We start from the raw sequence: 24,390 nt of genomic DNA on the forward strand, positions 1-24,390 counted from the left end.
GGACGACAAACTGTCGCATTATAGGCGGGTTCAAAGTCATCCACAAGCAAGCGGCGATGCCCGGCGAGCCAAGCGCGACAAGCTTTCCGGCCATTTCGGAGGACGCTTTCCATCCGTGCGGGCTGTGCATTGCCCAATGTTTCCCGGCTGCGCACGACCCGCTGCGCGCCCCCTCAAACGCACTTTCACGGGCGCTTCGAACGCCCTTTTCCGATGTCCTGCACACGCACGATGCCGTAGCCTTCGGCCGTCGTGCGCGGCGCCGCCTTCCACGCGTGACCGTAGATCACCTCGAAGGTGAGCGGGATCGTGCCATCGTCGCGCCGACGCGCATCGAGCGCATCGTGCAGCGCCGCAAGCAGCCGCCGCGACGCCCGCGCCGACGCCTCGTCGCGTTCGAACGGATACGCGCCCCAGCGGCGCACATCCGCGAGCAGCGAAGCGGGAGACTTGTAGGTGACGGTCAGCACCTCCTGATCCATCACCGGAATCTCGAAACCGCTTTCGACGAGCATGTCGCCCAAATCGTGCATATCGACGAAATCCACGATGCGCGCCGGTGCGGCCGCGTCGACTGCGCGAGCCGCGTCCGCCCACGCCGCGCGCAGCTCGCGCAGCGTATCGGGCCCAAGCGTGCTGAACATCAGCAGCCCATCGACACGCAACACACGGTGCCATTCGGGCAGCACGAGATCAGGACGCGCATGCCAATGCAAAGCGCAATTGGACCAGAGAAGATCGAACGCGCCGCCGGCAAACGGCAGCATGGAGAAATCGGCCTGCGCGACGCGCGGGCCGCGCTGGCCGAGCGCCTTGGCAAGCGTCGCGGGGAGGAAGCGGCGCCAGTTGGTATCGGCGGCATCGCGCTCGGCCGCGCGCGCGAGCATCCCGTGGGACACGTCGACACCGAACACCGGCGCCTCGGGAAAGCGCGCGCGCAGCAGGGGCAGGTCGTCGCCCGTGCCGCAGCCCGCGTCGAGCACGCTCGCGGGACTGATCTTGATGTAATCGAGACGCTCGCGCATGCGCTGCGCGATCTCGCGCGGCAGAAACGACACGGCGCCGAATCCGGCGGCGCGGCGATCGAAGATCTGCCGCAAACGCCGCGGGTCATCGGCCGGACGGCCGGTTTGTGCGGGAGCTGGGGACATTTGGAGCACACTGGCGAAGAGCCCGAAGTATACTCGCTCGCTTCGCGGCGTTCAGCGAAGCGGCCTTGGACAGGAGCCGACGATGGCCGACCGTGCGATTTTGCGACGCAGCATCCGCGTGGCGAGGATCTGTGCGGCCGGTCTATTCGCGCGCCTTGTTGCCGCCGCGCTGCCGAACCGCTGCGCGCTGTGCGGCAATTTGTCACACCAGACGATTTGCGCGTGGTGCGACGACGCCTATTGGAACGAAGCACGGCTGCGCTGCCCGCGCTGTGCGCTCCCGCTCGCCGGCAAGCGCATGCGTCATGACATGCAGACGTGGCGCGCTGCGCACGCGTTGCCGGCAGCAAGTTCGCCGCACGGCACGGGCACCTCGGCACGCGCGCAACCGCTGCAAGCGGCGCTCGCGCGGCCACCCACGAACGCGCCGGAAAAAGCGCGGCCGCCGCGCGCCGCGCGCTATTACTGCAGCGCGTGCGCGAACGCCCCGCCGGGATTCGACGCAACGCTCGCGCTCGCTGATTACCGCGCGCCGCTCGACGGCCTTGCGCTAGAACTGAAGTTCCGCGCGCATCTCGCGCTCGGCCGCGAATTCGGCGCGCGGCTCGCACGGCTTGCGTCGGACGCGCTCGACGACGCGCCGCCGCTCGACGCGATCGCCCCTGTGCCGCTTGGGGCGCGGCGTCTCGTCGAGCGTGGCTATAACCAGGCATGGGAAATCGCGCGACCGCTCGCGCAGGCATTGTGCGTGCGGGCCGACCCGACGCTGGTCGCGCGCGTCACAGACACCGCGCCGCAATCGCGGCTCGCCTATGACGCGCGGCGCATGAACGTCGCGGCTGCGTTCGCAATCGCGCGGCCGGTGACGGGATTGCACATCGGCATCGTCGACGACGTGATGACGTCAGGCGCGACGCTCGACGCGATCGCGCGCGCATTGAAGGACGCGGGCGCGCGCCGCGTGACGAATTTCGTCGCGCTGCGCACCGCGAAGGATTGACGGCGCCACCTCGCGCCGTCGGAAAACACGGAGCCGCAACAGGCGCTCACCAGCAAACATCGATCGAATCATGTTCAACGTCGTCCTAGTCGAACCCGAAATTCCGCCGAACACCGGCAACGTCATCCGCCTGTGCGCGAATACGGGCGCACGCTTGCATCTGATCGAGCCGCTCGGCTTTCCGCTCGACGATGCGAAAATGCGGCGCGCAGGGCTCGACTATCACGAGTACGCGCAAATGCAAGTTCATCCGAACTGGGACGCATTCGTCGCCGCCGAAGCACCGGACCCCGCACGGATGTTCGCGTTCACGACGCGCGGCTCGGGACGCTTTCACGATCGGGCGTTCGCGCCGGGCGACTGGTTCGTGTTCGGCTCGGAAACGCGCGGGCTGCGCGCCGAGCTGGTCGAACGATTTGCCGCACCCCAGCGCGTGCGGCTGCCGATGCGGCCGGGCAACCGCAGCCTCAATCTGTCGAATACCGTTGCGGTGGTCGTATTCGAGGCGTGGCGGCAGGCGGGATTCGAAGGCGGTGCGTGATGAAACGCAGCATCGACCGCCAATTGCCGCCGGATGGTGGTCAATCAATCGGTTTCGGCAGCGTCGCCTGAGTTCCGCGCCAAAGCAGGTTAGGCCGTCGCAACGTCGGCTTTCGGTTGATCGACTCGCTTTCTATGATCGTTACGGCACTCAACGAGATGAGGTCATCATCGCAATGAACAGCGCCAATCAATTGATTTCCCATCGCACCGGTTCCGATCACACCGTCGAATCCGCCATCGCCACGATCCAGGCCCGCTTGCGCGCACAGGACGATCTTCCGGCCGCGATGCTCGGCCAGCAGCTCGCGCTGGTCGAGCAGCTCGCCACATTCGAATTCGGACGCTTCCTGCTCGTCAATCGCGGGCTCGACGGTGAGTGGACACATCGTCTCGTGACCTACGAACCTGGCACGTTGAAACCGGGCGCGACAACCGATCTCGAATATCGATTATTCGAGCGTCTGCCCGCCGGGCTTGCCACGCGCGAACGCTTCGGCGTCTTTCGCCGGGAACTGCAAGCGCTACTCAAGCCTGGCATCACGCTCGCGTCCGTGCCATGCGGATGGATGGGCGATCTGCTGCTGCTCGACCACAGCGGCTATGACGATATAAAGCTGCTCGGCATCGATCTCGACCCGCGCGCATTGGATGGTGCTTGGGCGCTGGCAACCGAGCGCGGCTTGACCGATCGGCTGTCGCTACGCCGTGGCGACGCGTGGTCGCTGGGTCTGCATGCGCAGGTGGATGCGCTGACGAGCAACGGCCTCAATATCTACGAACCCGACGAAGACCGCGTGATCGCGCTGTATCGCCGGTTCTTCGACGCACTGAAGCCCGGCGGTCATTTGATCACGAGCTTTCTGACGCCGCCGCCGGCGCTATCGGATGAATCGCCCTGGGATCTGAGCGTGACCACGCCGGATGCGCTCGCACTGCAACAAACGTTGTTCGTGCACGTGCTCGGCGTGAAATGGAATGTTTTCCGCACGCATGCGCAGACCCGGACGCAACTCGAACGAGCCGGCTTTGCCGAGATCCGATTCGCCGACGATCGCGGCCGGATGTTTCCGACCGTCGTGGCGCGCAAGCCGGTATAGACGAACCCGCGCCGCTGACCGCGCACGACGGCGGGCAGCGGCGCCCCTCGATCTCACTTGAGCCGCGCGAGCTCGGCTGCATAATGCGCCAGCATGTCGTCGGAAAAGCACGCAAATACGATGCGCTGAAAACGCGCGCCAGACGACAGCGCGTTGCTCACCGTGCGCACGGCGATCGCCGTCGCGGCATCCGGCGGAAAGCGATAGACGCCGCAACTGATCGCAGGAAACGCGATCGACACGCATCTCGCGTCGGCCGCGACTTCGAGCGAGCGCCGGTAGCACGACGCGAGCAACTCGGCCTCTCGATGCCCGCCGCCCCGCCATACCGGGCCGACCGTATGGACGACATATTTCGCGGGCAATTGGTACGCGCGCGTGAGCTTCGCATCGCCCGTCGCGCAACCGCCCAACGTCGCACATTCCGCCACGAGCGCCGGCCCTGCCGCGCGATGAATCGCGCCGTCCACGCCGCCGCCGCCCAGTAGCGACTCGTTTGCCGCGTTGACGATCGCATCGAGCGGAAGTGTCGTGATATCGACGATGCTTGCGTCGACAAACGTTGAACCGATGATCGGCATCACGTTCTCCGTCCACAGCGCGTGAACGCCAGATAAACAAGCCTGCGCGCCCGCGTCGCCGCCGGTCAATTCATCGATTACAGACCGCGGCCCAACCCGGGCCGCGTTTGATTCGCGCCGCCCTCACTCCGCTTTCGCGTCCCGGCGCAGCAATCCGCTCACCGCATCGCACGGCGTGACACCGTCGAACAGCACAGCGCACACTGCCGCGGTGATCGGCATCTCGACGCCGCGCTCTTGCGCGATCGACAATACCGCCCGCGCACATCGCACGCCTTCGGCAACGTGCCCGAGCGCCGCGAGGATGTCGTCGAGTGAGCGATCTGCCGCAAGCTGCATGCCCACCGTCCGATTGCGCGACAAATCACCCGTGGCGGTCAAGATCAAATCGCCCAGGCCGGTCAGCCCCGTGAACGTCTCGGCCCGGCCGCCGAGCGCGACGCCGAGCCGCGACATCTCGGCGAGCCCGCGCGTGACGAGCGCCGCGCGCGCATTGAGACCGAGACCGAGCCCATCGGCAATGCCCGTGGCGATGGCGAGCACGTTCTTCACCGCGCCGCCGACCTCCACGCCAACGACGTCGTCGCCGGTATAAATGCGCATCGCGCCATGATGAAACGCGGCGAGCGTGCGCTCGCGGCACGCGGCAGACGCGCTCGCGACAGTCAACGCGACAGGCAGCCCTTGAGCGACCTCGCGTGCGAAGCTCGGCCCCGACAACACGCCGTGGCTCGCGTGCGCGGGCAATTCGCCGGCCACCATCTGATGCGGCAGCAGTCGCGTGTCGGCGTCGAAACCTTTGCAAACCCAGACGAAATGCGCGGGCGCACGGCCGGTGCCGTGCATCTCGCGAAGCAACGCGCGCAGCCCGGCCACGGGCGCGGCGATCACGCACAGCGCGTCATCCGCCTGCGCATGCGCGAACGCCTCGGCGAGATCGGCGCCGTAACGCAACGCCGGCGGCAACGCGACGCCGCCCAGATAACGGACGTTCTCGCGCCGCGCGGCAAGCTCCGCCGCAAGCGCGGCATCGCGAGCCCAAAGCAGCGTGTCGTGCCGCGCGGCGAGATGCGCGGCGAGTGCCGTGCCCCACGCGCCCGCGCCCAGAACCGCAACCTTCATGCTGCGCACCGGTTGCGCGCGAGCCGGTCGTTCATGACGCTTGCCCGCGCTCAGTTGAGCGTCGAGCCGTTCGGCGCGCCGCCTTGTTGTTGCGCGAGTTGGGCGAGACGCTGCTCGTACAGCGCCTGGAAATTGATCTCGGCAAGATGGATCGGCGGAAAGCCCGCGCGCGTGATCGCATCGGCAATGTTCGAGCGCAGGTACGGGAACAGGATGGTCGGGCATGCGATCCCGCACAGCGGATCGATCTGGTCGTCCGGGATGTTACGGATATCGAAGATACCGGCCTGCTTCGCCTCGATCAGAAACGCGACCTTATCACGGACCTTCGCGGTGACGGTGCCCGACACGGCAATCTCGTAGACGCTTTCGGCAAGGCGCTCGGCCTTCACGTCGACTTCGACTTCAACCGACGGCATGTCCTGCTCGAGGAAAATCGCCGGCGAATTCGGCTGCTCGAGCGACAAGTCTTTCAGGTAGATGCGCTGGATGTTGAAGAACGGTTGATTTTCGACGTCGGACATGGTGGTTCCCTAAAAAATAATCGTGGCGGCCGGAACCCTCCGGCCGCCCGGTATGGTCATGCTAAGGTCGTGCGCCGCCCGTCGTGCGGCGGCGCACCGCGCTGCGAGGATCAAGCGGCAGCGGTTTCGAGAAGCGGTGTCAAGCCGCCTTCGCGATCGAGCTTCGACAAATCGTCGTAGCCGCCGACGTGCGTGTCGCCGATATAGATTTGCGGCACCGTGCGGCGGCCGGTGCGTTCCATCATTTCCGCACGGCGCGCCGGCTCCTTGTCGACCAGCACCTTCTCGATGTGCTCGACGCCACGCAGCTTGAGCAGCCGCTCGGCCTGGATGCAATACGGGCACACCTGGGTGCTGTACATGACCACTTTGTTCACTTCGCCACTCCTTATTTGACGACCGGCATGCCGGCCTGCTGCCATGCGGCGAGGCCGCCCTGCAGCACATGAACGTCCTGGTAACCGGCTTGCTCGACGAGCTTGCGCGCTTTGTGCGATTGCTGACCGTTCTCGCACACGAGCAGCACCGGCGTACCCTTGTTTTTCGACAATTGGCCGACTTTCGTCTGGAGTTCGTCGAACGCGATCGAGCGCGCGGACGGCAGGTGCCCCGCATCGAACGCGGCCGCCGCGCGCAGATCGACGACGATCGCGTTACGGCGGTTGATCAATTGAGTGGCCTCGGCGGCGGACAGCCCGCCGCCGCCGCGCTTGAACGCGGGCCATGCAAGCAGGCCGCCGGAAACCACCAGGATCGCGATGAGCGCGAGATTCGTGTAATCGGTGAAGAACGTCACGGAAAATCCGTCGGAAAAGAGAAAACTGAGAAATCGAATCAGGACAATCCCGCCATTATAAAATAACCTCCTGTCTACGATACCGTCCCGCGAGGGGCCGCATCCGCTTACCGCTTCCTCACTACCGACCGCAAGCATCCATGTACAAGCTCGTTCTCATCCGCCACGGCGAATCGACGTGGAACAAGGAAAACCGCTTCACCGGCTGGGTTGACGTCGACCTGACCGAACAAGGCAACCGCGAAGCGCAACAGGCCGGCCTGCTCCTCAAGGAGGCCGGCTACACGTTCGACATTGCCTACACGTCGGTGCTCAAGCGCGCGATCCGCACGCTTTGGCACGTGCAGGACCAGATGGATCTGATGTACCTGCCCGTCGTCCATTCGTGGCGGCTCAACGAGCGCCATTACGGCGCGCTGTCGGGGCTCAACAAGGCGGAAACCGCCGCGAAGTACGGCGACGAGCAGGTGCTGGTCTGGCGCCGCAGCTACGATACGCCGCCGCCCGCGCTCGACGCGTCGGACGAGCGCGCGCCATACGGCGATCCGCGTTACGCGAAGGTGCCGCGCGAGCAATTGCCGCTCACCGAATGTCTGAAGGATACGGTCGCGCGCGTGCTGCCGCTCTGGAACGAATCGATCGCCCCGGCGATCAAGGCCGGCAAGCAGGTGCTGATCGCCGCGCACGGCAATTCGCTGCGCGCGCTGATCAAGTATCTCGACGGTATCTCCGATGCCGATATCGTTGGCCTGAACATCCCGAACGGCGTGCCGCTCGTCTACGAACTCGACGACAACCTGAAGCCCGTCAAGCACTACTATCTCGGCGACCAGGACGCAATCGCGAAAGCGCAGGCGGCCGTCGCCCAGCAGGGCAAGGCGCAGGCGTAATAAGCGTAAGCTGCGCGGGCAAACCGGCGCGAGCCCACGCAAGCCGGCGCCGCGCACACGGCCAACGGTGGCGCAGCGCACGCACGCCGCCTCGGCCACGCAAAATACTGTCCGCCCGTGCCGCGCCGCGGCGAACCTGTGCGCCGCGGCGCGGTCGAATTCACCGCCGCATCCCGTTTCGCCCCGATCCACAAGGCATCCGGGCGAACAGTTATACTTGACCGTCGTTCGCTCGTCCCGTTGCTCCCGCGACAGCCAAGCGCTTTCCGATCGTACCCAACTCTATGCGTATGAAATTGAAGAACATCGGCCTGATTGCCGCGGGCCTCGCAACCGGCGTCTTCGCGACGCTGCAGATTTCCGCATCGGCCGAGCAGGCCGCAACGTCGGTCGCCGCGCCGCTGCCGCTCGATCAGTTGCGCCTCTTCGCCGAAGTGTTCGGGCAAATCAAGCGTGAATACGTCGAGCCCGTCGACGACAAGAAACTGCTGACCGCCGCGATCAAGGGCATGGTATCGAGCCTCGATCCGCATTCGTCGTTTCTCGACAAGACCGATTACCAGGAATTGCAGGAACAGACGAAGGGCCGCTTCGCCGGCCTCGGCATCGAAATCTCGCAGGAAGACGGGCTCGTCAAGGTGATCTCGCCGATCGAGGATACCCCCGCGTTCCGCGCCGGCATCCGCCCCGGCGACTTGATCACGCGAATCAACGATCGCCCGGTGCGCGGCATGACGCTCGACAAGGCCGTCAAGCAGATGCGGGGCGAACCGGGCACGAAGGTCACGCTGACGATCTTCCGCAAAAGCGACGATCGCACGTTCCCCGTCACGGTCACGCGCGCGATCATCAAGGTGCAGAGCGTGAAGGCGAAGCTGCTCGATCAGGGCTACGCGTATGTGCGCATCACGAGCTTCCAGGAGCGCACCACGCCCGATCTCGCCGCGAAGCTCGAGGACATCGCGCGCCAGCAGCCGAATCTGAAGGGCCTGATTCTCGATCTGCGCAACAACGGCGGCGGCCTGCTGCAAAGCGCGGTCGGCGTCGCGGGCGCGTTCCTGCCGCCGGATTCCGTCGTCGTGTCGACCAACGGCCAGATCCCGGATTCGAAGCAGGTCTACCGCGACAATTTCGACAACTACCGTCTGCCGACATTCGATACCGATCCGCTGAAAAATCTGCCGGCGATCTATAAGACCGTGCCGATGATCGTGCTGACCAACGCGTATTCGGCGTCGGCCTCGGAGATCGTCGCGGGCGCGCTGCAGGACGCGCACCGCGCGACCATCATGGGCAAGGCGACGTTCGGCAAAGGCTCGGTGCAGACGGTGCGGCCGATGACCGCGGACAGCGCGCTGCGCCTGACGACCGCGTACTACTACACGCCGAGCGGCCGCTCGATCCAGAACAAGGGCATCGTGCCGGACATCCCGGTCGATCAATTCGCGGACGGCGATCCGGACGACGCGCTCGTCACGCGCGAGGTCGATTACACGAACCATCTCGCCAACACGCAGGACCCGAACGAGAAGAAGGAACTCGAGGAACGCGAACAGCGCCGGATGGAGCAACTGCGCATCCTCGAGGAGCAGAACGACAAGAAGACGCCTGAAGAGCGGCAGAAGGATCGCGACCGCAAGCCGGTGGAGTTCGGCAGCGCCGACGATTTCATGATGCAGCAGGCGCTCAACAAGCTCGAAGGCAAGCCGTTCCAGCAGTCGAAGATGCTCGCCGCCGATAGCGCGGCCTCGAAAGACGCGGCCGGCAAGACGGCAGCTTCGGCGGCCAAGGGCGCGTCGGCGGCCAAAGCGGCACCGAAAACGGCGCCCAAGCCCGCGTCGGCGCCCCAGTAAGCCGCAGCGTGTAAGCATCCGGCCCGCACACGGGCCATCGCGGCAAGCCGCCGCGATGGCCCGTTTTCTTTGCGCGCCTAAAATAAGCCCACACCGGTTCTCCGCCCTCGCGCCCGCCCACCATGAATGACGATCAACTTCTGCGCTACTCGCGCCACATCCTCGTCGACGAAATCGGTATCGAAGCGCAGCAGCGCTTTCTCGAGGCGCACGCGCTTGTCGTCGGCGCGGGCGGCCTCGGTTCGCCCGCGGCGATGTATCTTGCCGCGGCCGGCGTCGGCACGATCACGATCGTCGACGCCGACACGGTCGATCTGACGAACCTGCAGCGGCAAATCCTGCACGCGACGGCGTCGGTCGGCCGCACGAAGGTCGAATCGGCGCGCGACACGCTCGCGCGCCTGAATCCCGACGTAAAGGTGAACGCGCTCGCCGAGCGCGTCGACGATGCGTGGCTGAAGGCGCACGTCCCGCGCGCGAGCGTCGTGCTCGACTGCACCGACAACTTCGCGACCCGCCACGCGATCAACCGCGCCTGCGTCGCGCACCGCGTGCCGCTCGTCAGCGGCGCTGCGCTGCGTTTCGACGGGCAGATCAGCACGTTCGATTTCCGCGATCCGGACTCGCCGTGCTACGCGTGCGTGTTCCCGGAGGATCAGCCGTTCGAGGAAGTGGCATGCGCGACGATGGGCGTGTTCGCACCGACGGTCGGCATCATCGGCGCGATGCAGGCGGCCGAGGCGCTGCGCGTGATCGGCAACATTGGCACGACGCTCACCGGCCGGCTGATGATGCTCGATTCGCTGCGCATGGAATGGAACACGATGAGAATCGCGCGGCAGCCGGATTGCGCGGTATGCGGCGCGGGCGGCACGCACTGACGCGGGTCGCGCGTCGCCACGTCGGTCATCGGTCAGTGCACGCGAGCGTGCCGACGCAACGCAAGCAACGCGGCACACCGTGCACGCTTTGGCACATCGCGCGATAACCACGCTGCCGCGAAGCCGGCGCGACGATGCCGATAGCCCACCACGCAGACAGTCAACCGAGCCGCAGTCACCCGCGGCAATCCCGGCAGTCGCCACCATCGGCCACTATCGCGGGAATCACGATACTCGCCGGTGCGCGCGACGATCACGCCGAAGCCCGGCGAGCCTGCGTCAGGCACACGACGCCTACGCCATGCATGCCCAGCCCACCCTCAAGCCGCGACGTCCGCCTTCGGCTCCGCGCTCGCGAGCCGCTGCAACGCCGCCTGCACTTCCTCCGGCTCGAATGCCGCGAGCACGTCCGCGGTCGGCTTCTCGAGCGCCTTCAAATGCGCGCGCAGGATCTCCTGCTTGACGACGAGCAACTGGCTCGGATGCATCGAGAACTCGGTGAGCCCCATGCCGAGCAGCAGCCGCGTGAGCGCCGGATCGCCCGCCATCTCGCCGCACACCGATACCGGCACGCCCGCGCGCTTGGCCTCGCGCAGCGTGAAGGCGATCAGATGCAGCACCGCCGGATGCAACGGATCGTACAAATGGGCGACCGCGTTGTCCGCGCGATCGATCGCGAGCGTGTACTGAATCAGATCGTTCGTGCCGATCGACAGGAAATCGAAGCGCTTCAGGAACAACGGCAGCGCGATCGCCGCGGCCGGAATCTCGATCATCGCGCCGACGCGCACGTTCGGATCGTAGGCCAGCCCCGCCGCATCGAGCTGGCGTTTCGCCTCGTTGATGAGGTCGAGCGTCTGATCGATCTCTTGCGCGTGCGCGAGCATCGGCACCAGGATCTTCACCTGCCCGAACGCCGATGCGCGCAGCATCGCGCGCAACTGCGTGAGGAACATCTGCGGCTCCGACAAGCTCCAGCGGATCGCACGCAGGCCGAGCGCCGGGTTTGGCGCGGTCTCGTAACCTTCGTCGTGCGCGTCGAGCGGCTTGTCCGCGCCGACGTCGATCGTGCGGATCGTCACGGGCTTGCCCTGCATCAGTTCGACCGCGCGCTTGTACGCGGCGAACTGCTCTTCCTCCTCCGGCATCTGGTTCTTGTGATTCATGAACAGAAACTCGGAGCGGAACAGGCCGACGCCGACCGCGCCCGCATCGACGGCCGCTTTCGCGTCGTCGGGCAGCTCAATGTTCGCGAGCAGGTCGATTTTCGCGCCGCACAGCGTAAGCGCCGGCGAGAACTTCAGCCGCTGCAGCTTGCGCTGCTCGAGCGCCTTTTCCGATTGCCGGTACGAATACTCCTCGAGCACGATCGGCGCCGGATCGACGATCACGATCCCGGCGTCGCCGTCGACGATGATGAGATCGTCCTGACGAATCAGTGCGCTCGCATGCTGCACACCGACCGCGGCCGGAATACCGAGGCTGCGCGCGACGATCGCCGTATGCGACGTGCGCCCGCCGAGATCGGTGACGAATGCCTGAAACGACTGCGTCTTGAACTGCATCATGTCGGCAGGCGCGATGTCGTGCGCGACGACGATCATCTCGTCGCGGCTCTTCGCCGCCTTGTCGAGCGCCTGCGCAGCCGACGGCGCGCCCGCGAGCGCTTTCAGCACCCGCTCGACCACCTGTTCGATATCGGCCTTGCGCTCGCGCAGATATTCGTCTTCGATGTCGTCGAAGTGACTCGCAAGCACGTCGAGTTGCTCGGTCAACGCCCATTCGACGTTATAGCGGCGCGTGCGGATCAGATCGATCGTTTCCTGAACGAGCATCGCGTCGCCGAGAATCATCGCGTGCACGTCGATGAACGCAGCCACTTCGCTCGGCGTATCGTGAGTCAAGTCGGCGCGCAGCGCATCGAGTTCGCCGCGCACGGCGCCCAGCGCCGCGCGTAAGCGCGCCACCTCGGCGTCGATCTGGTCGGCCTCGATCAGATAATGCGCGACATCGAGCGCCGCCGGCGCGATCAGATACGCGCGTCCGATCGCGATACCTCTTGAAACGGGAATGCCCTGCAGCGTGAAGGACACGCGCACCTCCTAAAGACGTGAGCCGCGACGCACCGTCGCGATGCGCTTATGACCCCGGCTGACGATTATAAATTCCGCACCCCGCGCGCGGCTGCATGCGGCGCAACATGGCAGCCGGTCAAGTACGCCAGAAACGAACGCATGATGAAAAAAATGCCGCGGCGGCGCGCGGCATTTTTTCAGCATAACGCGGCGGCTGCCCGCCGCGGCCGCCCGGCCGGTTACTGACCTTCGCCGAATTTGTCGGCGATCAGTTTGAGCAGCGCGTCCATCGCCTCTTTCTCGTCCGGCCCGTCCGTCTCGATCGTCACCGTACTGCCGATCCCGGCAGCCAGCATCATCACGCCCATGATGCTCTTCGCATTGATCCGGCGACCGTTGCGCGTCATCCAGACTTCCGACTGAAAATTGCCTGCGAGCTGCGTAAGCTTGGCCGACGCGCGCGCATGGAGCCCCAATTTGTTGACGATGGTCGTTTCTTGTTGAAGCATGGTGTTCCAATGAGGTCAAAACGAGCTTGCGGCCGGCCTGCCTGCCAGCCGCACGGAGGCGATTGCGATTGCCGCGAGCCGCTCAATGCGGCTCTTCGGCGCGCGCTTTCGGTTCGGGTGGAATCGGCGCGCATTCGCCGCAGCCGAACGTGCCCGAACGCGGCGGCGGCGTGCCCGCCGCGATTTCGTGGATTCCCTTCGTCGAGCCGGCGAGCGCCTTGTCGACAAGCGTATCGAGCGGCGTCGTGCGGTAGCACACCGCGCGCACCAGCATCGGCAGATTGACGCCCGCCAACACTCTGACGCCTTCGACCTTCGCGAGTTGTCCTGCAATGTTCGCGGGCGTTGCGCCGTACATGTCGGTCAGCACGAGCACACCATTGTCTTCCTTCAGGCGCGCGAGTTCCGCATGCGCGAACGCCATGACCTGGACCGGATCGCTGCTCGGCTGCACGTCGATGCAACCGATACGCGCGGGCAGCCCGCCGTAGATGTGCACGATACAGTCCCGCAACGCGGCAGCGAGCGGCGCGTGCGCGATGATCAGAATGCCTGCCATGTCAACCTCCGCCGAACCGCCATCCGTCGCCCCGAAACGAATTCCGTCGACGGAGAAGAGCTGGCCGCCCTTTGCAGGCGCGGCGAACGAAGTAAGCGTGGGGGTCGTTTCATATCAGCCTTACAACGAGTGCGGCCCGACCGCCGGGCCTCGCGCACGATAACGTGCCGGCGAGCGGGCATTGTAGCAGGCCGGTCGACCATGCCGGCGGCGATGGGCCTGCGCGTGCGCCGCCGAGCCGAGGGGGCCAAAACAGACGTTAGCGAACCGCCTGCTCCAACGCGTCGACAAACATCGACGCGACGTCGAACCCCGTCTGATCCATGATTTCCCGAAAGCAAGTCGGACTCGTGACATTCACTTCGGTCAACGCATCGCCGATCACGTCCAGGCCTACGAGCAGCAGCCCGCGCGCTGCGAGCACCGGCGCGAGCGCGGTCGCGATCTCGCGGTCGCGCGCGCCGAGCGGCTGAGCGACGCCGACGCCGCCCGCCGCCAAATTGCCGCGCACCTCGTTGCCCTGCGGAATCCGCGCGAGCGAATACGGCACCGGCTCGCCGCCGATCAGCAGGATCCGCTTGTCGCCCGCGCTGATTTCCGGGATGAATTTCTGCGCCATCACGGTGCGCGCGCCGTCGTGCGTCAGCATCTCGATGATCGAGCCGAGATTCATTCCGTCCGGCTTCACACGGAACACGCCCATGCCGCCCATGCCGTCGAGCGGCTTGATGATCACGTCGCCATGCTCGGCATGGAACGCGCGCAGCCGAGCGGCGTCGCGCGTGACGAGCGACGGCGCGACGAACTGCGCGAACTCGCCGATCGCGAGTTTCTCCGAATGATCGCGAATCGCCTGCGGCCGGTTGAATACGCGCGCGCCCGCGCGCTCGGCAAGCTCGAGCAACCACGTCGACGTCACGTACTCCATGTCGAACGGCGGATCCTTGCGCATCAAGATCGCGCCGAACGACGGCAGCGCACGCGCCTCGCGCGCGCCCGCTTCGTACCAGCGCTCGCGATGCAGATCGGCCGTATCGCCGACGATCGTCACACGATACACGTCGGCCTCGACGCCCGCGCCGGTCCATGCGAGCGCGCTCGGCTCGCACGCATACACCGCGTGCCCGCGCCGCGCGGCCTCCGCGATCATCGCGTAGGTCGAATCCTTGTAGATCTTGAAGCGCTCGAGCGGGTCGGCGATAAAGAGAATGTCCATGCGTACCTGATGCGGAAAAGGCGGCGTCACACCTGGATGGCTTCCGGGTCGGTCTTCTCGAGTTCGACCGACGACGCGATAAGCGCAAGCCGCGCGACGACGCCATACATATAGAAGCGGTTCGGCGGCGCCACGCCCGGCTTCGCGTGCGTATCCGGCAGCGCCGTGTGTTCGAAGCCGAGCGGCACGTAATGCATGCCGGGCGCGTTCAAATTCTGGTCGCGATCGCGCGCGCCATGTGTGCGATAGAACCCGCCCACGACATAACGGTCGATCATATAGACGACCGGCTCGGCCACCTCGTCGCCGATCCGCTCGAACGTATACACGCCCTCCTGCACGATCACGTCGCGCACCGGCGCGCCCGCCTTCGACTCAGCCATTTTCACGCGCTCGGGCTTCGACAGCCGGCCGATCTCCGCCGCGTCGTGCACGGTCATCACGCCGCGGCCCGCCGTGCCCGCGTCGGCCTTCACGACGACATACGGCCGCTCGCCGATTCCGTACTCGCGGTACTTGCGCGCGATCTTTTTGAGCACCGCGTCGATCGCCTCGGCAAGCGCATCGCCGCCGTTGGGCGCGTGCCAGTCGACGCCCTCGACGGACGAGAAATACGGATTGAGCATCCACGGATCGACGCCGACCATCTTCGCGAATTTCTTCGCGACGTCGTCATAGCACGAAAAATGCGTCGACTTGCGGCGCACCGCCCAGCCGGCATGCAGCGGCGGCAGCAGATACTGCTCGTGCAAATTTTCCAGCACGCTCGGAATGCCTGCCGACAGATCGTTGTTCAGCAGGATCGAGCATGGATCGAAATTCTTCAGGCCAAGGCGGCGCGGCGTGCGCTCGAGCGGTTCGAGCACGATCCGCTGGCCGTCGGCGAGCGTGATCGGCGTGATGTCGACGATGCTTGGATCGAGCGAGCCGAAACGCACGTTCAGGCCCGCCTGGCGCATGATCGTCGCGAGGCGCGCGACGTTCTCGAGGTAATACGCATTGCGCGTCGGCAGCTCGGGAATCACGAGCAGCCCCTTCGCGTCCGGACAGATTTTCTCGATCGCCGCCATCGCCGCCTGCACCGCGAGCGGCAGCACTTCGGGCGGCAGGTTATTGAAGCCGCCCGGAAAAAGGTTCGCATCGACAGGCGCGAGCTTGAAGCCCGCATTGCGCAAATCGACCGAACAATAAAACGGCGGCGTGTGCTCCTGCCATTCGAGCCTGAACCAGCGTTCGATCGCAGGCGTGGCGTCGAGGATCTTGCGCTCGAGTTCGAGCAGCGGGCCATTTAACGCCGTAACGAGATGGGGAACCATGTGTGACTCGCGGACGGGAGAAAAAAGATTGTAGAGCAATTGCTTGCTGCATTTGGGGATTGTTCCCGCAAACACAAGATATGACCGAATGTTTGTCGCTATTGACCTGATTGAGCGCAGGGATATGGCCAATACCGTATCTGCAAGCGCGCCGGACGGTGCGGGAAGCAGGCGGCGGACCCGAAAAAAAACCCGCCGGAAGGCGGGTCGAAATCGCTGCGCTCATACTGGTGCATGCGGCGGCCAAAGTACATACGGTTGGCCGCCGCCGGCCCGGAACATCTGCCCGCGCCGGTCAATCATTCGACGTGCTCGCCGTGCAGAATCACGTCGAGCCCTTCGCGCTCCTCCTCCTCGGTCACCCGCAAGCCGATGACGAGATCGATGAGCTTCAGCAGGATGAAGCTGACGATGCCGCTGTAGACCAGCGTAATCGCGACGCCCTTCGCTTGCAGCAGCAGGCTGCCGTCCGCGCCGCCGATATCCTTCACCGCGAACACGCCCGTCAGCAAAGCGCCCAGAATGCCGCCGACGCCATGCACGCCGAACGCATCGAGCGAATCGTCGTAGCCGAGCTTCGACTTGAGCCACGTCGCCGACCAGAAGCAGACGACGCCCGCCGCGACACCGATCACGAGCGCCCCCGCGACGCCGACGAAGCCGGCGGCCGGCGTGATCGCCACGAGCCCCGCCACCGCGCCCGACACGATGCCGAGCACCGACGGCTTGCCCTTGGCGATCCACTCCGCGAACATCCAGCCGAGCGCCGCGCACGCGGTGGCCACTTGCGTCGTCAGCATCGCGAAACCGGCGCGGCCGTCGGCCGCCACCGCCGAGCCGGCATTGAAGCCGAACCAGCCCACCCACAGCATCGAGCCGCCGATCAACGTCAGCACGAGATTGTGCGGCGGCATCGCCTCGCGGCCGTAGCCGACGCGCTTGCCGAGTACGAGACACGACACGAGGCCCGCAATGCCCGCGTTGATGTGCACGACCGTGCCGCCCGCGAAGTCGAGCACGCCGTCCGACGACAGCCAGCCGGTCGGCTCCCAGACCATATGCGCCACCGGCACGTAGACGATCAGCGACCAGAGCGTCATGAACACGAGCATCGCCGAGAACTTCATCCGATCGGCGAACGCGCCGCAAATGAGCGCCGGCGTGATGATCGCAAACGTCATCTGATAGACGAAGTAGACGCTTTCCGGAATCGTCGTCGCGAGATGGCTCACCGTCAGCGTCGTCGCCTTGTCGCCGTGGATGTAGTTCATGCCCGACAGGAACACCCGCGACAAGCCGCCGATGAAGCCGCTGCCGGGCGTGAACGCGAGGCTGTAACCGATCACGGTCCACAGCACCGTGACGAGCGCCGTGATCGCGAAGCTCTGCATCACCGTCGCGAGCACGTTCTTCTTGCGGACCATGCCGCCGTAAAAAAGGGCCAGCCCTGGAATCGTCATGAACAACACGAGTGCGGTCGACGTCAGCATCCATGCGGTATCGCCCGCGCTGATCTTCGACGCATCGACCGAGAACGGCGCGGCAGGCGCGGCCGGCGCGGCGGCAGCGGAAGCCGGCGCGGCAGCCGATGCGGCGGCGGCGCTTGCCGGCGCGGCGCTCGCGGATGCGGCGTCGGTCGCGACAGCCGCGGCGCTCGCCGGCGCGCCGGATGCGGCGGCCGCCGACGCGGCATCGTCGGCCATCGCGGCGCCGATGCCGGCCGCGAGCAGCGAGCCGGCCATCAGCAGGGACATCAGAATCTTGCGCATCTTGGTTTTCCTCTTGTCGTTCGTATGTCTCGTGTCGTTGAAATCAAAGGGCGTCGGCGCCCGTCTCCCCAGTGCGAATCCGAATCACCTGCTCGATCGGCGTAACGAAGATCTTGCCGTCGCCGATCTTGCCCGTGCGCGCCGCCCGCTCGATCGCCTCGACCGCCTGCTCGACGAGATCCTCCGGCACGGCGGCCTCGATCTTCATCTTCGGCAGGAAATCGACGACGTATTCGGCCCCGCGATACAGCTCGGTGTGCCCCTTCTGGCGGCCGAACCCTTTGACCTCCGTCACCGTGATGCCCGAGACGCCCAGGGCCGACAGGGCCTCACGCGTCTCATCGAGCTTGAACGGCTTGATGATTGCAGTAATCAGTTTCATGAAGTCCTCTCGCTATGTGGTTGCCCATCGCCGCTGCAATGTGTAGCGGAATATCCTCAGCAACTCGCATGCCATGTCGGCAAGCGCCGTGTTGTCAGACTTTCAGGCGGATTTCGACGATGCGCGCGGGCGCGGCGGCGGCGCATCCCGCCCCTGGCCGAACGGCCAACGCGGACATGGTTGGCTGGCGTACCGAAAGGAAGGTTGTTAGAGTGCTTGCACGTCCGGCGCACGGCGAACGCGGGTTTCGCGCTCGAATGCCCGGAAAGCGGGCCCGCGCACGCACCAACTTCGGTCATGCGCATTTCGCGGGCACGAACGCAACTGCAGTTGCACATTTTTTGTGCATTCGGAAGGGGAACACCATGAAGCAACCCAGCGACGTTTTCAACGACCTGCAATCGCGCATTGGCGATCTGCTGAAAAACTCGCCGGTCAAGGATGTCGAACGCAACGTGAAGGCCGTGCTTTCGCAAGGCTTCTCGAAGCTCGATCTCGTCACCCGCGAGGAGTTCGACACGCAGTCGCAAGTGCTCGCCCGCACCCGCGCGCGGCTCGAAGAACTCGAAAAGCGCGTCGCCGAACTCGAACGCAAGCTGACTGAGGCCTGATATCGAAGTACGCCGCCGCTCGCCCGAGCGGCGGCTGAGCAGTCACAAATTCGCGCATCGCCGGCAAACGCGCATCGAAATCGTTCGTAAACACCAGAAACCGGGGCGGCGCCGATCATCGATCGGCGCCGCCCGTCCGGTCGACGAGGAGTCCGATCATGTCGCTTGCCGTGGTGCGCAGCCGCGCGCCGGCTGCCGGCCGTGCGCCGGAAGTCACCGTAGAAGTCCATCTCGCCAACGGATTGCCGTCGTTCTCGATCGTCGGGCTGCCCGATCTCGAAGTGCGCGAAAGCCGCGAACGCGTGCGCGCCGCGCTGTCGAACTGCGGTTTCGAATTCCCGGTGCGGCGCATCACCGTCAATCTCGCGCCCGCCGATCTGCCGAAGGAGTCGGGCCGCTTCGATCTGCCGATCGCGCTCGGCATCCTCGCTGCAAGTCAGCAGCTTCCGGCCGGCGCGCTCGAGCATCGCGAATTCGCGGGCGAGCTGTCCCTCACCGGCGCGCTACGGCCGATGCGGGGCGCATTCGCAATGGCGTGCGGCACCGCGCGCGGCGAGCAGCCGGACACGCCCGAGCCTGCGGCGAGCACGGCGCCGGAATCCGTGCAGGCCGGGGATGCGCGGGCTGCAACGGCAATCCCGGCCGGCATTACATCGGCCGGGATACCCGCGGCCGGCATGCCAACGGCCGGATCGGCGTGGGCCGCGCCCATGTCGGCCGGATTTGTGCCAGCGTCCCCGTCGCGAACCCGCGGGAGCGTACCGGAACTCTATCTGCCGCTTCCGAGCGCAGCCGAAGCGGCGCTTGTGCCGGGCGTTACCGTCTACGGTGCGGCCGATCTTCAGGCACTATGCGCGCATCTTGCCGGTAGGCCGGACGCCAGGCTGTCGCCCGTCGCCGCACCCCGGCTCGACGAGTTGCCCGATGCGGGCGCGCCCGATCTCGCCGACGTGATCGGCCAGTGCGCCGCGAAGCGCGCGCTCGAGGTCGCCGCGGCGGGCGGCCATCACATGCTGATGATCGGCCCGCCGGGGGCCGGCAAATCGATGCTGGCCGCACGGCTGCCCGGCTTGCTGCCACCGTTGACCGACGACGAGGCGCTGACGTCGGCGGCCATCCTTTCATCGAGCCGCGCGGGCTTCTCGCCCGCGCAGTGGCGGCGGCGCCCGTTTCGCGCGCCGCATCACTCGTCGAGCCCGGCCGCGCTCGTGGGCGGCCGCAATCCGCCTCAACCGGGCGAAATCACGCTCGCGCATCTCGGCGTGCTGTTTCTCGATGAACTGCCCGAATTCGACCGGAACGTGCTCGAGACGCTGCGCGAGCCGCTCGAAGCCGGGCACATCACGATCTCGCGCGCCGCGCTGCAAGCAGATTTCCCCGCCGCGTGCCAGCTCATCGCCGCAATGAATCCATGCCCGTGCGGCTGGCGCGGCGATCCATCGGGCCGCTGCCGCTGCTCGCCGGATGTCGCCGCGCGTTATCTGCGCAAATTGTCCGGGCCGCTCGTCGATCGGATCGACATCCAGATCGAGCTTCCCGCGCTGACGCCTGCGGAACTCGCCGAGCGTTCGCCCGCGACGCGCGAACCGAGTGCGGCCGTGGCGGAGCGCGTCGCGCAGGCGCGCGAGCGTCAATTCGCGCGTCAACGCAAGACCAACCACCGGCTGACCGGCCGGGAAACCGATGCGTTCTGTCGCCCGGACAGCGCGGGCGAAACGCTGCTGCGCGAGGCGGGCGAGCGCTTCGGCTGGTCGGCGCGCGCATATTACCGGGTGCTGAAGGTCGCGCGCACGATCGCGGATCTGGCAGGTGACGATTCGGCAAATTCGGGACATATCGCTGAAGCGATTCGGTATCGGCGGGCTTTTTCGCTTGGCTGAGGCCTCACACCCGCTTGTGATTGCTGCGGCCGACTTGTATTGCCGGCAGACATCACAGCAAAAATTTCGATGTCAAGACTTGACTTATACACAATTGCCAGTATCCGAGGGGCGCGCCGCGCATGCCAGCCATCACTTGAAACTCGGCCTCCAATACATTGATTTATATATGTTTTTTTGGGTGCCAAGATTCCGGGCAAACTAACTGAAAGACGCTCTGGCGGGCGTTTGCCGAGCACTCGTCAAACTTTTCAACATAGTTATCCACAGTCTCTGTGGGTAACCCAAAAAACCCCGCAGAATCCGCCAACTAGCCACTATTCTTGCGAAGGAACTTTCAGTTCGAAGCCCACTCTCAGGACGCCGATTTACCGTTTCAATCGAGCTTCAGCGAGCCGAAAAATTGTTCGAGCGGCTCATTGGGCAACGGCGCATCGGAAATCGCGACCGCCTGATAGACATGCCGGCCACGCGCGACGATGCGCGCGATCACAGTTTTCGGCGCGAGCGCATCGCTCCCCGATTCCGGCGTCCCGCTCATCGTCAGCTCGGTGCCCGTGGCCTGTCCGCCCGACGCGAGCGGCACGAGCACTGCGCGCTCGGCCGGCTGCGCGCGAAGGTTGCGCGCCAAACCGGCACGCAGGTAGGCCAGCGCGGCATGCTGGGTTGCATCGCGATCGTCCGGCAGCATGACCGTGCCGACCGCGAACACCGCCCCGCCGACGTGCGCCGCCTGCATCCGCATCGTCATCGGCACGCCGGAGATGGTGATCGCATGTTCGTCGACAGTCGGTTTCGCGGGCAGATCGATCGTGTAGCCCGCATCGCTGTGCAGCGTGCGCCAGTCATAAGCGGGCGAGCACGCGGCAAGCGCGGCGAGCACGCTCAGTACGACCGCCGCGCGACGCGCGCGGGCGGAAAACGGGGCACGCAACGGGGCGCGCAAATGACCCGGCCGAGAACATGGGCGGGCGAGACGAAAACCAGTACGGATCATGGGCGGAAAAGGGCAATCCAAACGACTGCCTCGAAATCGAATCAATGGAAAAATAGGCCGCGTCATTATCGCCGCACGCGCATTGCCCGGCGCTCGCTGTCCGCTCGATGTCCGATAAGCGCGCCTCGGCCGCGCGCTGCGACCGGCCATCGCCTTCATCGCCACCGCCACCGCCACCGCCACCGCCACCGCCACCCGCCACCCGCCACCGGCCACAGACCACCGCCATCATCGCCTCCAGCCGGTTGACGGTACAATATGCGCCGTTCCATTCGTCAATCACCACGCAGCACGACCGGCACGCATTCGCCGGCATCCGAGAGGTTCCGCAGATGAGTCCCGCTTCCGCCAGCCGCCGCAGTCCGTTGCGCTTCGTCGCGATCGCTGTTGCCGCCGTCGCCATTGGCGTCGCCGGCTATTTCGCGGTCAACGGCAAGTCGAGCGCGCCCGACGCGACGTTTACGCTGCTGTCCGGCCAAAAGCTTTCCACCGATGCCGATCTGAAAGGCAAGGTCTATCTCGTCAATTTTTGGGCGACGAGCTGCGAGACCTGCATGAAGGAAATGCCGCAGATGGTCGACACGTACAACCGCTTCAAGGGCAAGGGCGTCGAATTCGTCGCGGTGGCGATGAACTACGATCCGCCGATGTACGTCGCGAACTACACGCAAACGCGTCAGTTGCCGTTCAAAGTCGCGCTCGACGACGGCAGCGTCGCGAAGCAGTTCGGCAACGTGCAGCTCACGCCGACGACCTTCGTGATCGGCAAGGACGGCAAGATCCTGAAGCGCTACGTCGGCGCACCGCAGTTCGCGGAACTCGACGCGCTGCTGCAAAAGGCGCTCGACGCCTGAGCGACGGCCGTTCAAACGGCCGCGGCGGCCCGCGAATCGCCCCAAAGCCGCCGCGATCGGGCCGGGCGGATTGCGGTTACTGACCGATATGCGCAGATCGGCGTGAGGCTTGCCGATCGGCAGGCAGCGATGAAATCGAGCGGGGCTGGATAGACGCCCCGCTCCAGATAAATCGGGCGGCATCGCGCCTCTATTGCCGCGCACGGTGCGCTTGCCCACGCGGCGGATTGCGCAGCGCGCTTTCACCGAGGTGGCTTCCGGATCGAAAAGCGCCGTCATCCCGCACGCAAAAACGTTCGCGCAAAGACGTATTTCCGCCGCGCTGCCCAACCGGCGACGGCTTTCGACAAGCGCCGCACGCGCCGCCGCCGGCGCATGAACCTGACGGCCGGACGGGCATCAACGCTCCGCGTCGCCTTTCGCCGACAACCCGTAACGCTTCATCTTCTCGTAGAGCGTCGCCTTGCCGACGTGCAGTTTGTCGGCCGTCGCGGCGACGACGCCTCCGGTGCGGTTCAACGTCTCGGCGATCACCGCGCGTTCGAACTGTTCGACCCGCTCCTTCAGCGACTGCTCGGCATCGCGTCCGTCTTCCGCGAGAGTGCCGCTCGCGATGTCTTCGGTGACGCCGAGCACGAAGCGATCGGCCGCGTTGCGCAGCTCGCGCACGTTGCCGGGCCAATCGCGCTGCATCAGGCCGGCGCGCTGGCGGTCGGTGAGCAGCGGCGCAGGCCGGCCGTAGCGCACGGCCGCGTCGAGCATGAAATGCTCGAACAGCGGCACGATGTCCTCGCGGCGCTCGGCAAGCGGCGGCAGCGCGATCGTCACGACGTTGAGCCGGTACAGCAGATCGCGCCGGAACGTGCCCGCCGCGACGTGCTCGCTCATATCGCCCTTTGCCGCGGCAACGACGCGGCAATCGACACGAATCGGCTGATTCGAGCCGAGCCGTTCGAGCACGCCGTCTTGCAGCACGCGCAACAGCTTCACCTGCAACGCGAGCGGCATGCTTTCGATCTCGTCGAGAAACAGCGTGCCGCCCGACGCATATTCGAGCTTGCCGATGCGCCGCTTCGCCGCGCCGGTGAACGCGCCGGGCTCGTAGCCGAACATCTCCGATTCGAACATCGGCTCCGGCAGCGCGCCGCAGTTGACCGCGATGAACGGCTTGTCGCGGCGCGCGGACAGTTCGTGCAGGCTGCGCGCGATCAGCTCCTTGCCCGCGCCGGTATCGCCGTTGATGAGCACGGACGCGTCGGTCGGCGCGATGTTCGCGATCAGCCGCCTCACCTGCTCGATCGCGGGGCTGCGGCCGATGATGCGCGGCGCGACGACGCCCTGCCCCGCCAGTTCGCGCCGCAGCGCGTGGTTCTCGAGCACGAGCGCGCGGCGTTCGAGCGCGCGTCGCACCGATTCGGTCAGCCGCTCGGTCGCGAACGGCTTCTCGATGAAATCGTATGCGCCGTCGCGCATCGCCTGCACGGCCATCGAGATGTCGCCATGCCCGGTGACCAGCACGACGGGCACGTCGTGCCCACGCTCGCGGCATTGCGCGAGCAGATCGAGGCCGCTCGCGCCGGGCAGGCGAATGTCGGACACGATCACGCCGGCCGCGTCGCCCGCGATCGCCTTGTCGGCCGCCTCGACCGAGCCGAACCCGGCGACGTCGAACCCGGCGAGTTGCAAGCTCTGCACGCTCGCGCGGCGCACGAGTTCGTCGTCTTCGATATAGATCACTTGCAGGCGGTTGGCCATCTCGTCACCCAATGATGCTTTCGGTTCCC

25 protein-coding genes are annotated in these 24,390 nt (G+C 65.8%); 10 read left to right on the forward strand and 15 right to left on the reverse strand.

Annotation, left to right across the window (positions count from 1 at the left end):
• Positions 1-185 precede the first annotated feature (185 nt).
• Positions 186-1,151: a methyltransferase domain-containing protein gene (locus AQ611_RS15835; protein WP_069235031.1), complete on the reverse strand. Its 966-nt coding sequence runs from the start codon at positions 1,149-1,151 to the stop codon at positions 186-188.
• 82 nt (positions 1,152-1,233) lie between these two features.
• Here AQ611_RS15835 and AQ611_RS24870 point away from each other — a divergent pair, with 82 nt between their 5' ends.
• The 3 genes from AQ611_RS24870 to AQ611_RS15850 all read left to right on the forward strand — a co-directional run bounded on the left by AQ611_RS24870 (position 1,234) and on the right by AQ611_RS15850 (position 3,791).
• The gene (locus tag AQ611_RS24870; RefSeq protein ID WP_083237341.1) at positions 1,234-2,151 is read left to right on the forward strand and encodes a ComF family protein; all 918 of its coding nucleotides are present in this window, start codon (positions 1,234-1,236) and stop codon (positions 2,149-2,151) included.
• A gap of 70 nt (positions 2,152-2,221) precedes the next feature.
• Positions 2,222-2,692 (forward strand): tRNA (uridine(34)/cytosine(34)/5-carboxymethylaminomethyluridine(34)-2'-O)-methyltransferase TrmL, encoded by a 471-nt coding sequence (trmL, locus tag AQ611_RS15845; protein WP_059517688.1) that lies wholly within the window; start codon positions 2,222-2,224, stop codon positions 2,690-2,692.
• 175 nt (positions 2,693-2,867) lie between these two features.
• A complete protein-coding gene (locus AQ611_RS15850; RefSeq protein WP_069235032.1) occupies positions 2,868-3,791 on the forward strand; it encodes a class I SAM-dependent methyltransferase in 924 nt (307 codons plus the stop codon).
• A 53-nt stretch (positions 3,792-3,844) separates the two neighbouring features.
• Here the strand turns inward: AQ611_RS15850 and AQ611_RS15855 are convergent, their stop codons facing one another.
• The 5 genes from AQ611_RS15855 to AQ611_RS15875 all read right to left on the reverse strand — a co-directional run bounded on the left by AQ611_RS15855 (position 3,845) and on the right by AQ611_RS15875 (position 6,814).
• Positions 3,845-4,372, reverse strand: a complete 528-nt coding sequence (locus AQ611_RS15855; protein WP_069235350.1) for an O-acetyl-ADP-ribose deacetylase — start codon at positions 4,370-4,372, stop codon at positions 3,845-3,847.
• Positions 4,373-4,495: 123 nt separating this feature from the next.
• Positions 4,496-5,494, reverse strand: a complete 999-nt coding sequence (locus tag AQ611_RS15860) for an NAD(P)H-dependent glycerol-3-phosphate dehydrogenase (protein ID WP_069235033.1) — start codon at positions 5,492-5,494, stop codon at positions 4,496-4,498.
• A 50-nt stretch (positions 5,495-5,544) separates the two neighbouring features.
• Positions 5,545-6,018 (reverse strand): protein-export chaperone SecB, encoded by a 474-nt coding sequence (secB, locus tag AQ611_RS15865; RefSeq protein ID WP_059517683.1) that lies wholly within the window; start codon positions 6,016-6,018, stop codon positions 5,545-5,547.
• A gap of 110 nt (positions 6,019-6,128) precedes the next feature.
• Positions 6,129-6,395, reverse strand: a complete 267-nt coding sequence (grxC, locus tag AQ611_RS15870; RefSeq protein ID WP_059517681.1) for a glutaredoxin 3 — start codon at positions 6,393-6,395, stop codon at positions 6,129-6,131.
• A gap of 11 nt (positions 6,396-6,406) precedes the next feature.
• Positions 6,407-6,814: a rhodanese-like domain-containing protein gene (locus AQ611_RS15875; protein ID WP_059517679.1), complete on the reverse strand. Its 408-nt coding sequence runs from the start codon at positions 6,812-6,814 to the stop codon at positions 6,407-6,409.
• Positions 6,815-6,954: 140 nt separating this feature from the next.
• On the opposite strand from AQ611_RS15875, the gene gpmA reads away from it, so the two are divergent.
• The 3 genes from gpmA (at position 6,955) to AQ611_RS15890 (ending at position 10,438) form a co-directional block, all read left to right on the forward strand.
• Positions 6,955-7,704 carry a 2,3-diphosphoglycerate-dependent phosphoglycerate mutase gene (gpmA, locus tag AQ611_RS15880; RefSeq protein ID WP_059517677.1) on the forward strand — a complete coding sequence of 250 codons (750 nt, stop codon included), beginning with the start codon at positions 6,955-6,957 and terminating at the stop codon, positions 7,702-7,704.
• A 284-nt stretch (positions 7,705-7,988) separates the two neighbouring features.
• Positions 7,989-9,557: a S41 family peptidase gene (locus tag AQ611_RS15885; RefSeq protein ID WP_059517675.1), complete on the forward strand. Its 1,569-nt coding sequence runs from the start codon at positions 7,989-7,991 to the stop codon at positions 9,555-9,557.
• Positions 9,558-9,679: 122 nt separating this feature from the next.
• The gene (locus AQ611_RS15890; RefSeq protein ID WP_069235034.1) at positions 9,680-10,438 is read left to right on the forward strand and encodes a HesA/MoeB/ThiF family protein; all 759 of its coding nucleotides are present in this window, start codon (positions 9,680-9,682) and stop codon (positions 10,436-10,438) included.
• 320 nt (positions 10,439-10,758) lie between these two features.
• Here the strand turns inward: AQ611_RS15890 and ptsP are convergent, their stop codons facing one another.
• Positions 10,759-12,531, reverse strand: a complete 1,773-nt coding sequence (gene ptsP, locus AQ611_RS15895; RefSeq protein WP_059518018.1) for a phosphoenolpyruvate--protein phosphotransferase — start codon at positions 12,529-12,531, stop codon at positions 10,759-10,761.
• A gap of 48 nt (positions 12,532-12,579) precedes the next feature.
• Between ptsP and AQ611_RS15900 the strand changes: the two genes are divergently transcribed.
• Positions 12,580-12,759 (forward strand): hypothetical protein, encoded by a 180-nt coding sequence (locus AQ611_RS15900; RefSeq protein WP_069235035.1) that lies wholly within the window; start codon positions 12,580-12,582, stop codon positions 12,757-12,759.
• Here the strand turns inward: AQ611_RS15900 and AQ611_RS15905 are convergent.
• From AQ611_RS15905 to AQ611_RS15930, 6 genes are all read right to left on the reverse strand, one after another.
• Positions 12,753-13,022, reverse strand: coding sequence for an HPr family phosphocarrier protein (locus AQ611_RS15905; protein ID WP_059517671.1), 270 nt, complete (start codon positions 13,020-13,022; stop codon positions 12,753-12,755). The two genes, AQ611_RS15900 and AQ611_RS15905, sit on opposite strands and share 7 nt — an antisense overlap.
• 82 nt (positions 13,023-13,104) lie before the next feature.
• Entirely contained in the window at positions 13,105-13,581 is a 477-nt protein-coding gene (locus AQ611_RS15910; protein ID WP_059517669.1) for a PTS sugar transporter subunit IIA, read from the reverse strand.
• A gap of 259 nt (positions 13,582-13,840) precedes the next feature.
• Complete coding sequence (gene gshB / locus AQ611_RS15915) at positions 13,841-14,797, reverse strand: glutathione synthase (protein WP_069235036.1); 957 nt, start codon at positions 14,795-14,797, stop codon at positions 13,841-13,843.
• Positions 14,798-14,823: 26 nt separating this feature from the next.
• The gene (gshA, locus tag AQ611_RS15920) at positions 14,824-16,113 is read right to left on the reverse strand and encodes a glutamate--cysteine ligase (RefSeq protein WP_059517665.1); all 1,290 of its coding nucleotides are present in this window, start codon (positions 16,111-16,113) and stop codon (positions 14,824-14,826) included.
• 299 nt (positions 16,114-16,412) lie between these two features.
• Positions 16,413-17,882 (reverse strand): ammonium transporter, encoded by a 1,470-nt coding sequence (locus AQ611_RS15925; RefSeq protein WP_069235037.1) that lies wholly within the window; start codon positions 17,880-17,882, stop codon positions 16,413-16,415.
• 43 nt (positions 17,883-17,925) lie between these two features.
• Positions 17,926-18,264: a P-II family nitrogen regulator gene (locus AQ611_RS15930; RefSeq protein WP_059517661.1), complete on the reverse strand. Its 339-nt coding sequence runs from the start codon at positions 18,262-18,264 to the stop codon at positions 17,926-17,928.
• A gap of 365 nt (positions 18,265-18,629) precedes the next feature.
• Here AQ611_RS15930 and AQ611_RS15935 point away from each other — a divergent pair, with 365 nt between their 5' ends.
• Entirely contained in the window at positions 18,630-18,875 is a 246-nt protein-coding gene (locus AQ611_RS15935; RefSeq protein ID WP_059518016.1) for an accessory factor UbiK family protein, read from the forward strand.
• A gap of 158 nt (positions 18,876-19,033) precedes the next feature.
• A complete protein-coding gene (locus tag AQ611_RS15940; RefSeq protein ID WP_069235038.1) occupies positions 19,034-20,755 on the forward strand; it encodes a YifB family Mg chelatase-like AAA ATPase in 1,722 nt (573 codons plus the stop codon).
• Between the two features lie 376 nt (positions 20,756-21,131).
• Here AQ611_RS15940 and AQ611_RS15945 read toward each other — a convergent pair whose 3' ends face one another.
• Positions 21,132-21,902 (reverse strand): hypothetical protein, encoded by a 771-nt coding sequence (locus AQ611_RS15945; protein WP_374755090.1) that lies wholly within the window; start codon positions 21,900-21,902, stop codon positions 21,132-21,134.
• 182 nt (positions 21,903-22,084) lie between these two features.
• Here AQ611_RS15945 and AQ611_RS15950 point away from each other — a divergent pair, with 182 nt between their 5' ends.
• On the forward strand, positions 22,085-22,606 hold the full coding sequence (locus AQ611_RS15950) for a peroxiredoxin family protein (RefSeq protein ID WP_059518015.1): 522 nt from the start codon (positions 22,085-22,087) through the stop codon (positions 22,604-22,606).
• A gap of 399 nt (positions 22,607-23,005) precedes the next feature.
• Here the strand turns inward: AQ611_RS15950 and AQ611_RS15960 are convergent, their stop codons facing one another.
• Positions 23,006-24,361: a sigma-54-dependent transcriptional regulator gene (locus AQ611_RS15960; RefSeq protein WP_069235040.1), complete on the reverse strand. Its 1,356-nt coding sequence runs from the start codon at positions 24,359-24,361 to the stop codon at positions 23,006-23,008.
• Positions 24,362-24,390: the final 29 nt, after the last annotated feature.

This window comes from Burkholderia singularis, from assembly GCF_001718875.1.
In the GTDB taxonomy this organism is placed as follows: domain Bacteria; phylum Pseudomonadota; class Gammaproteobacteria; order Burkholderiales; family Burkholderiaceae; genus Burkholderia; species Burkholderia singularis.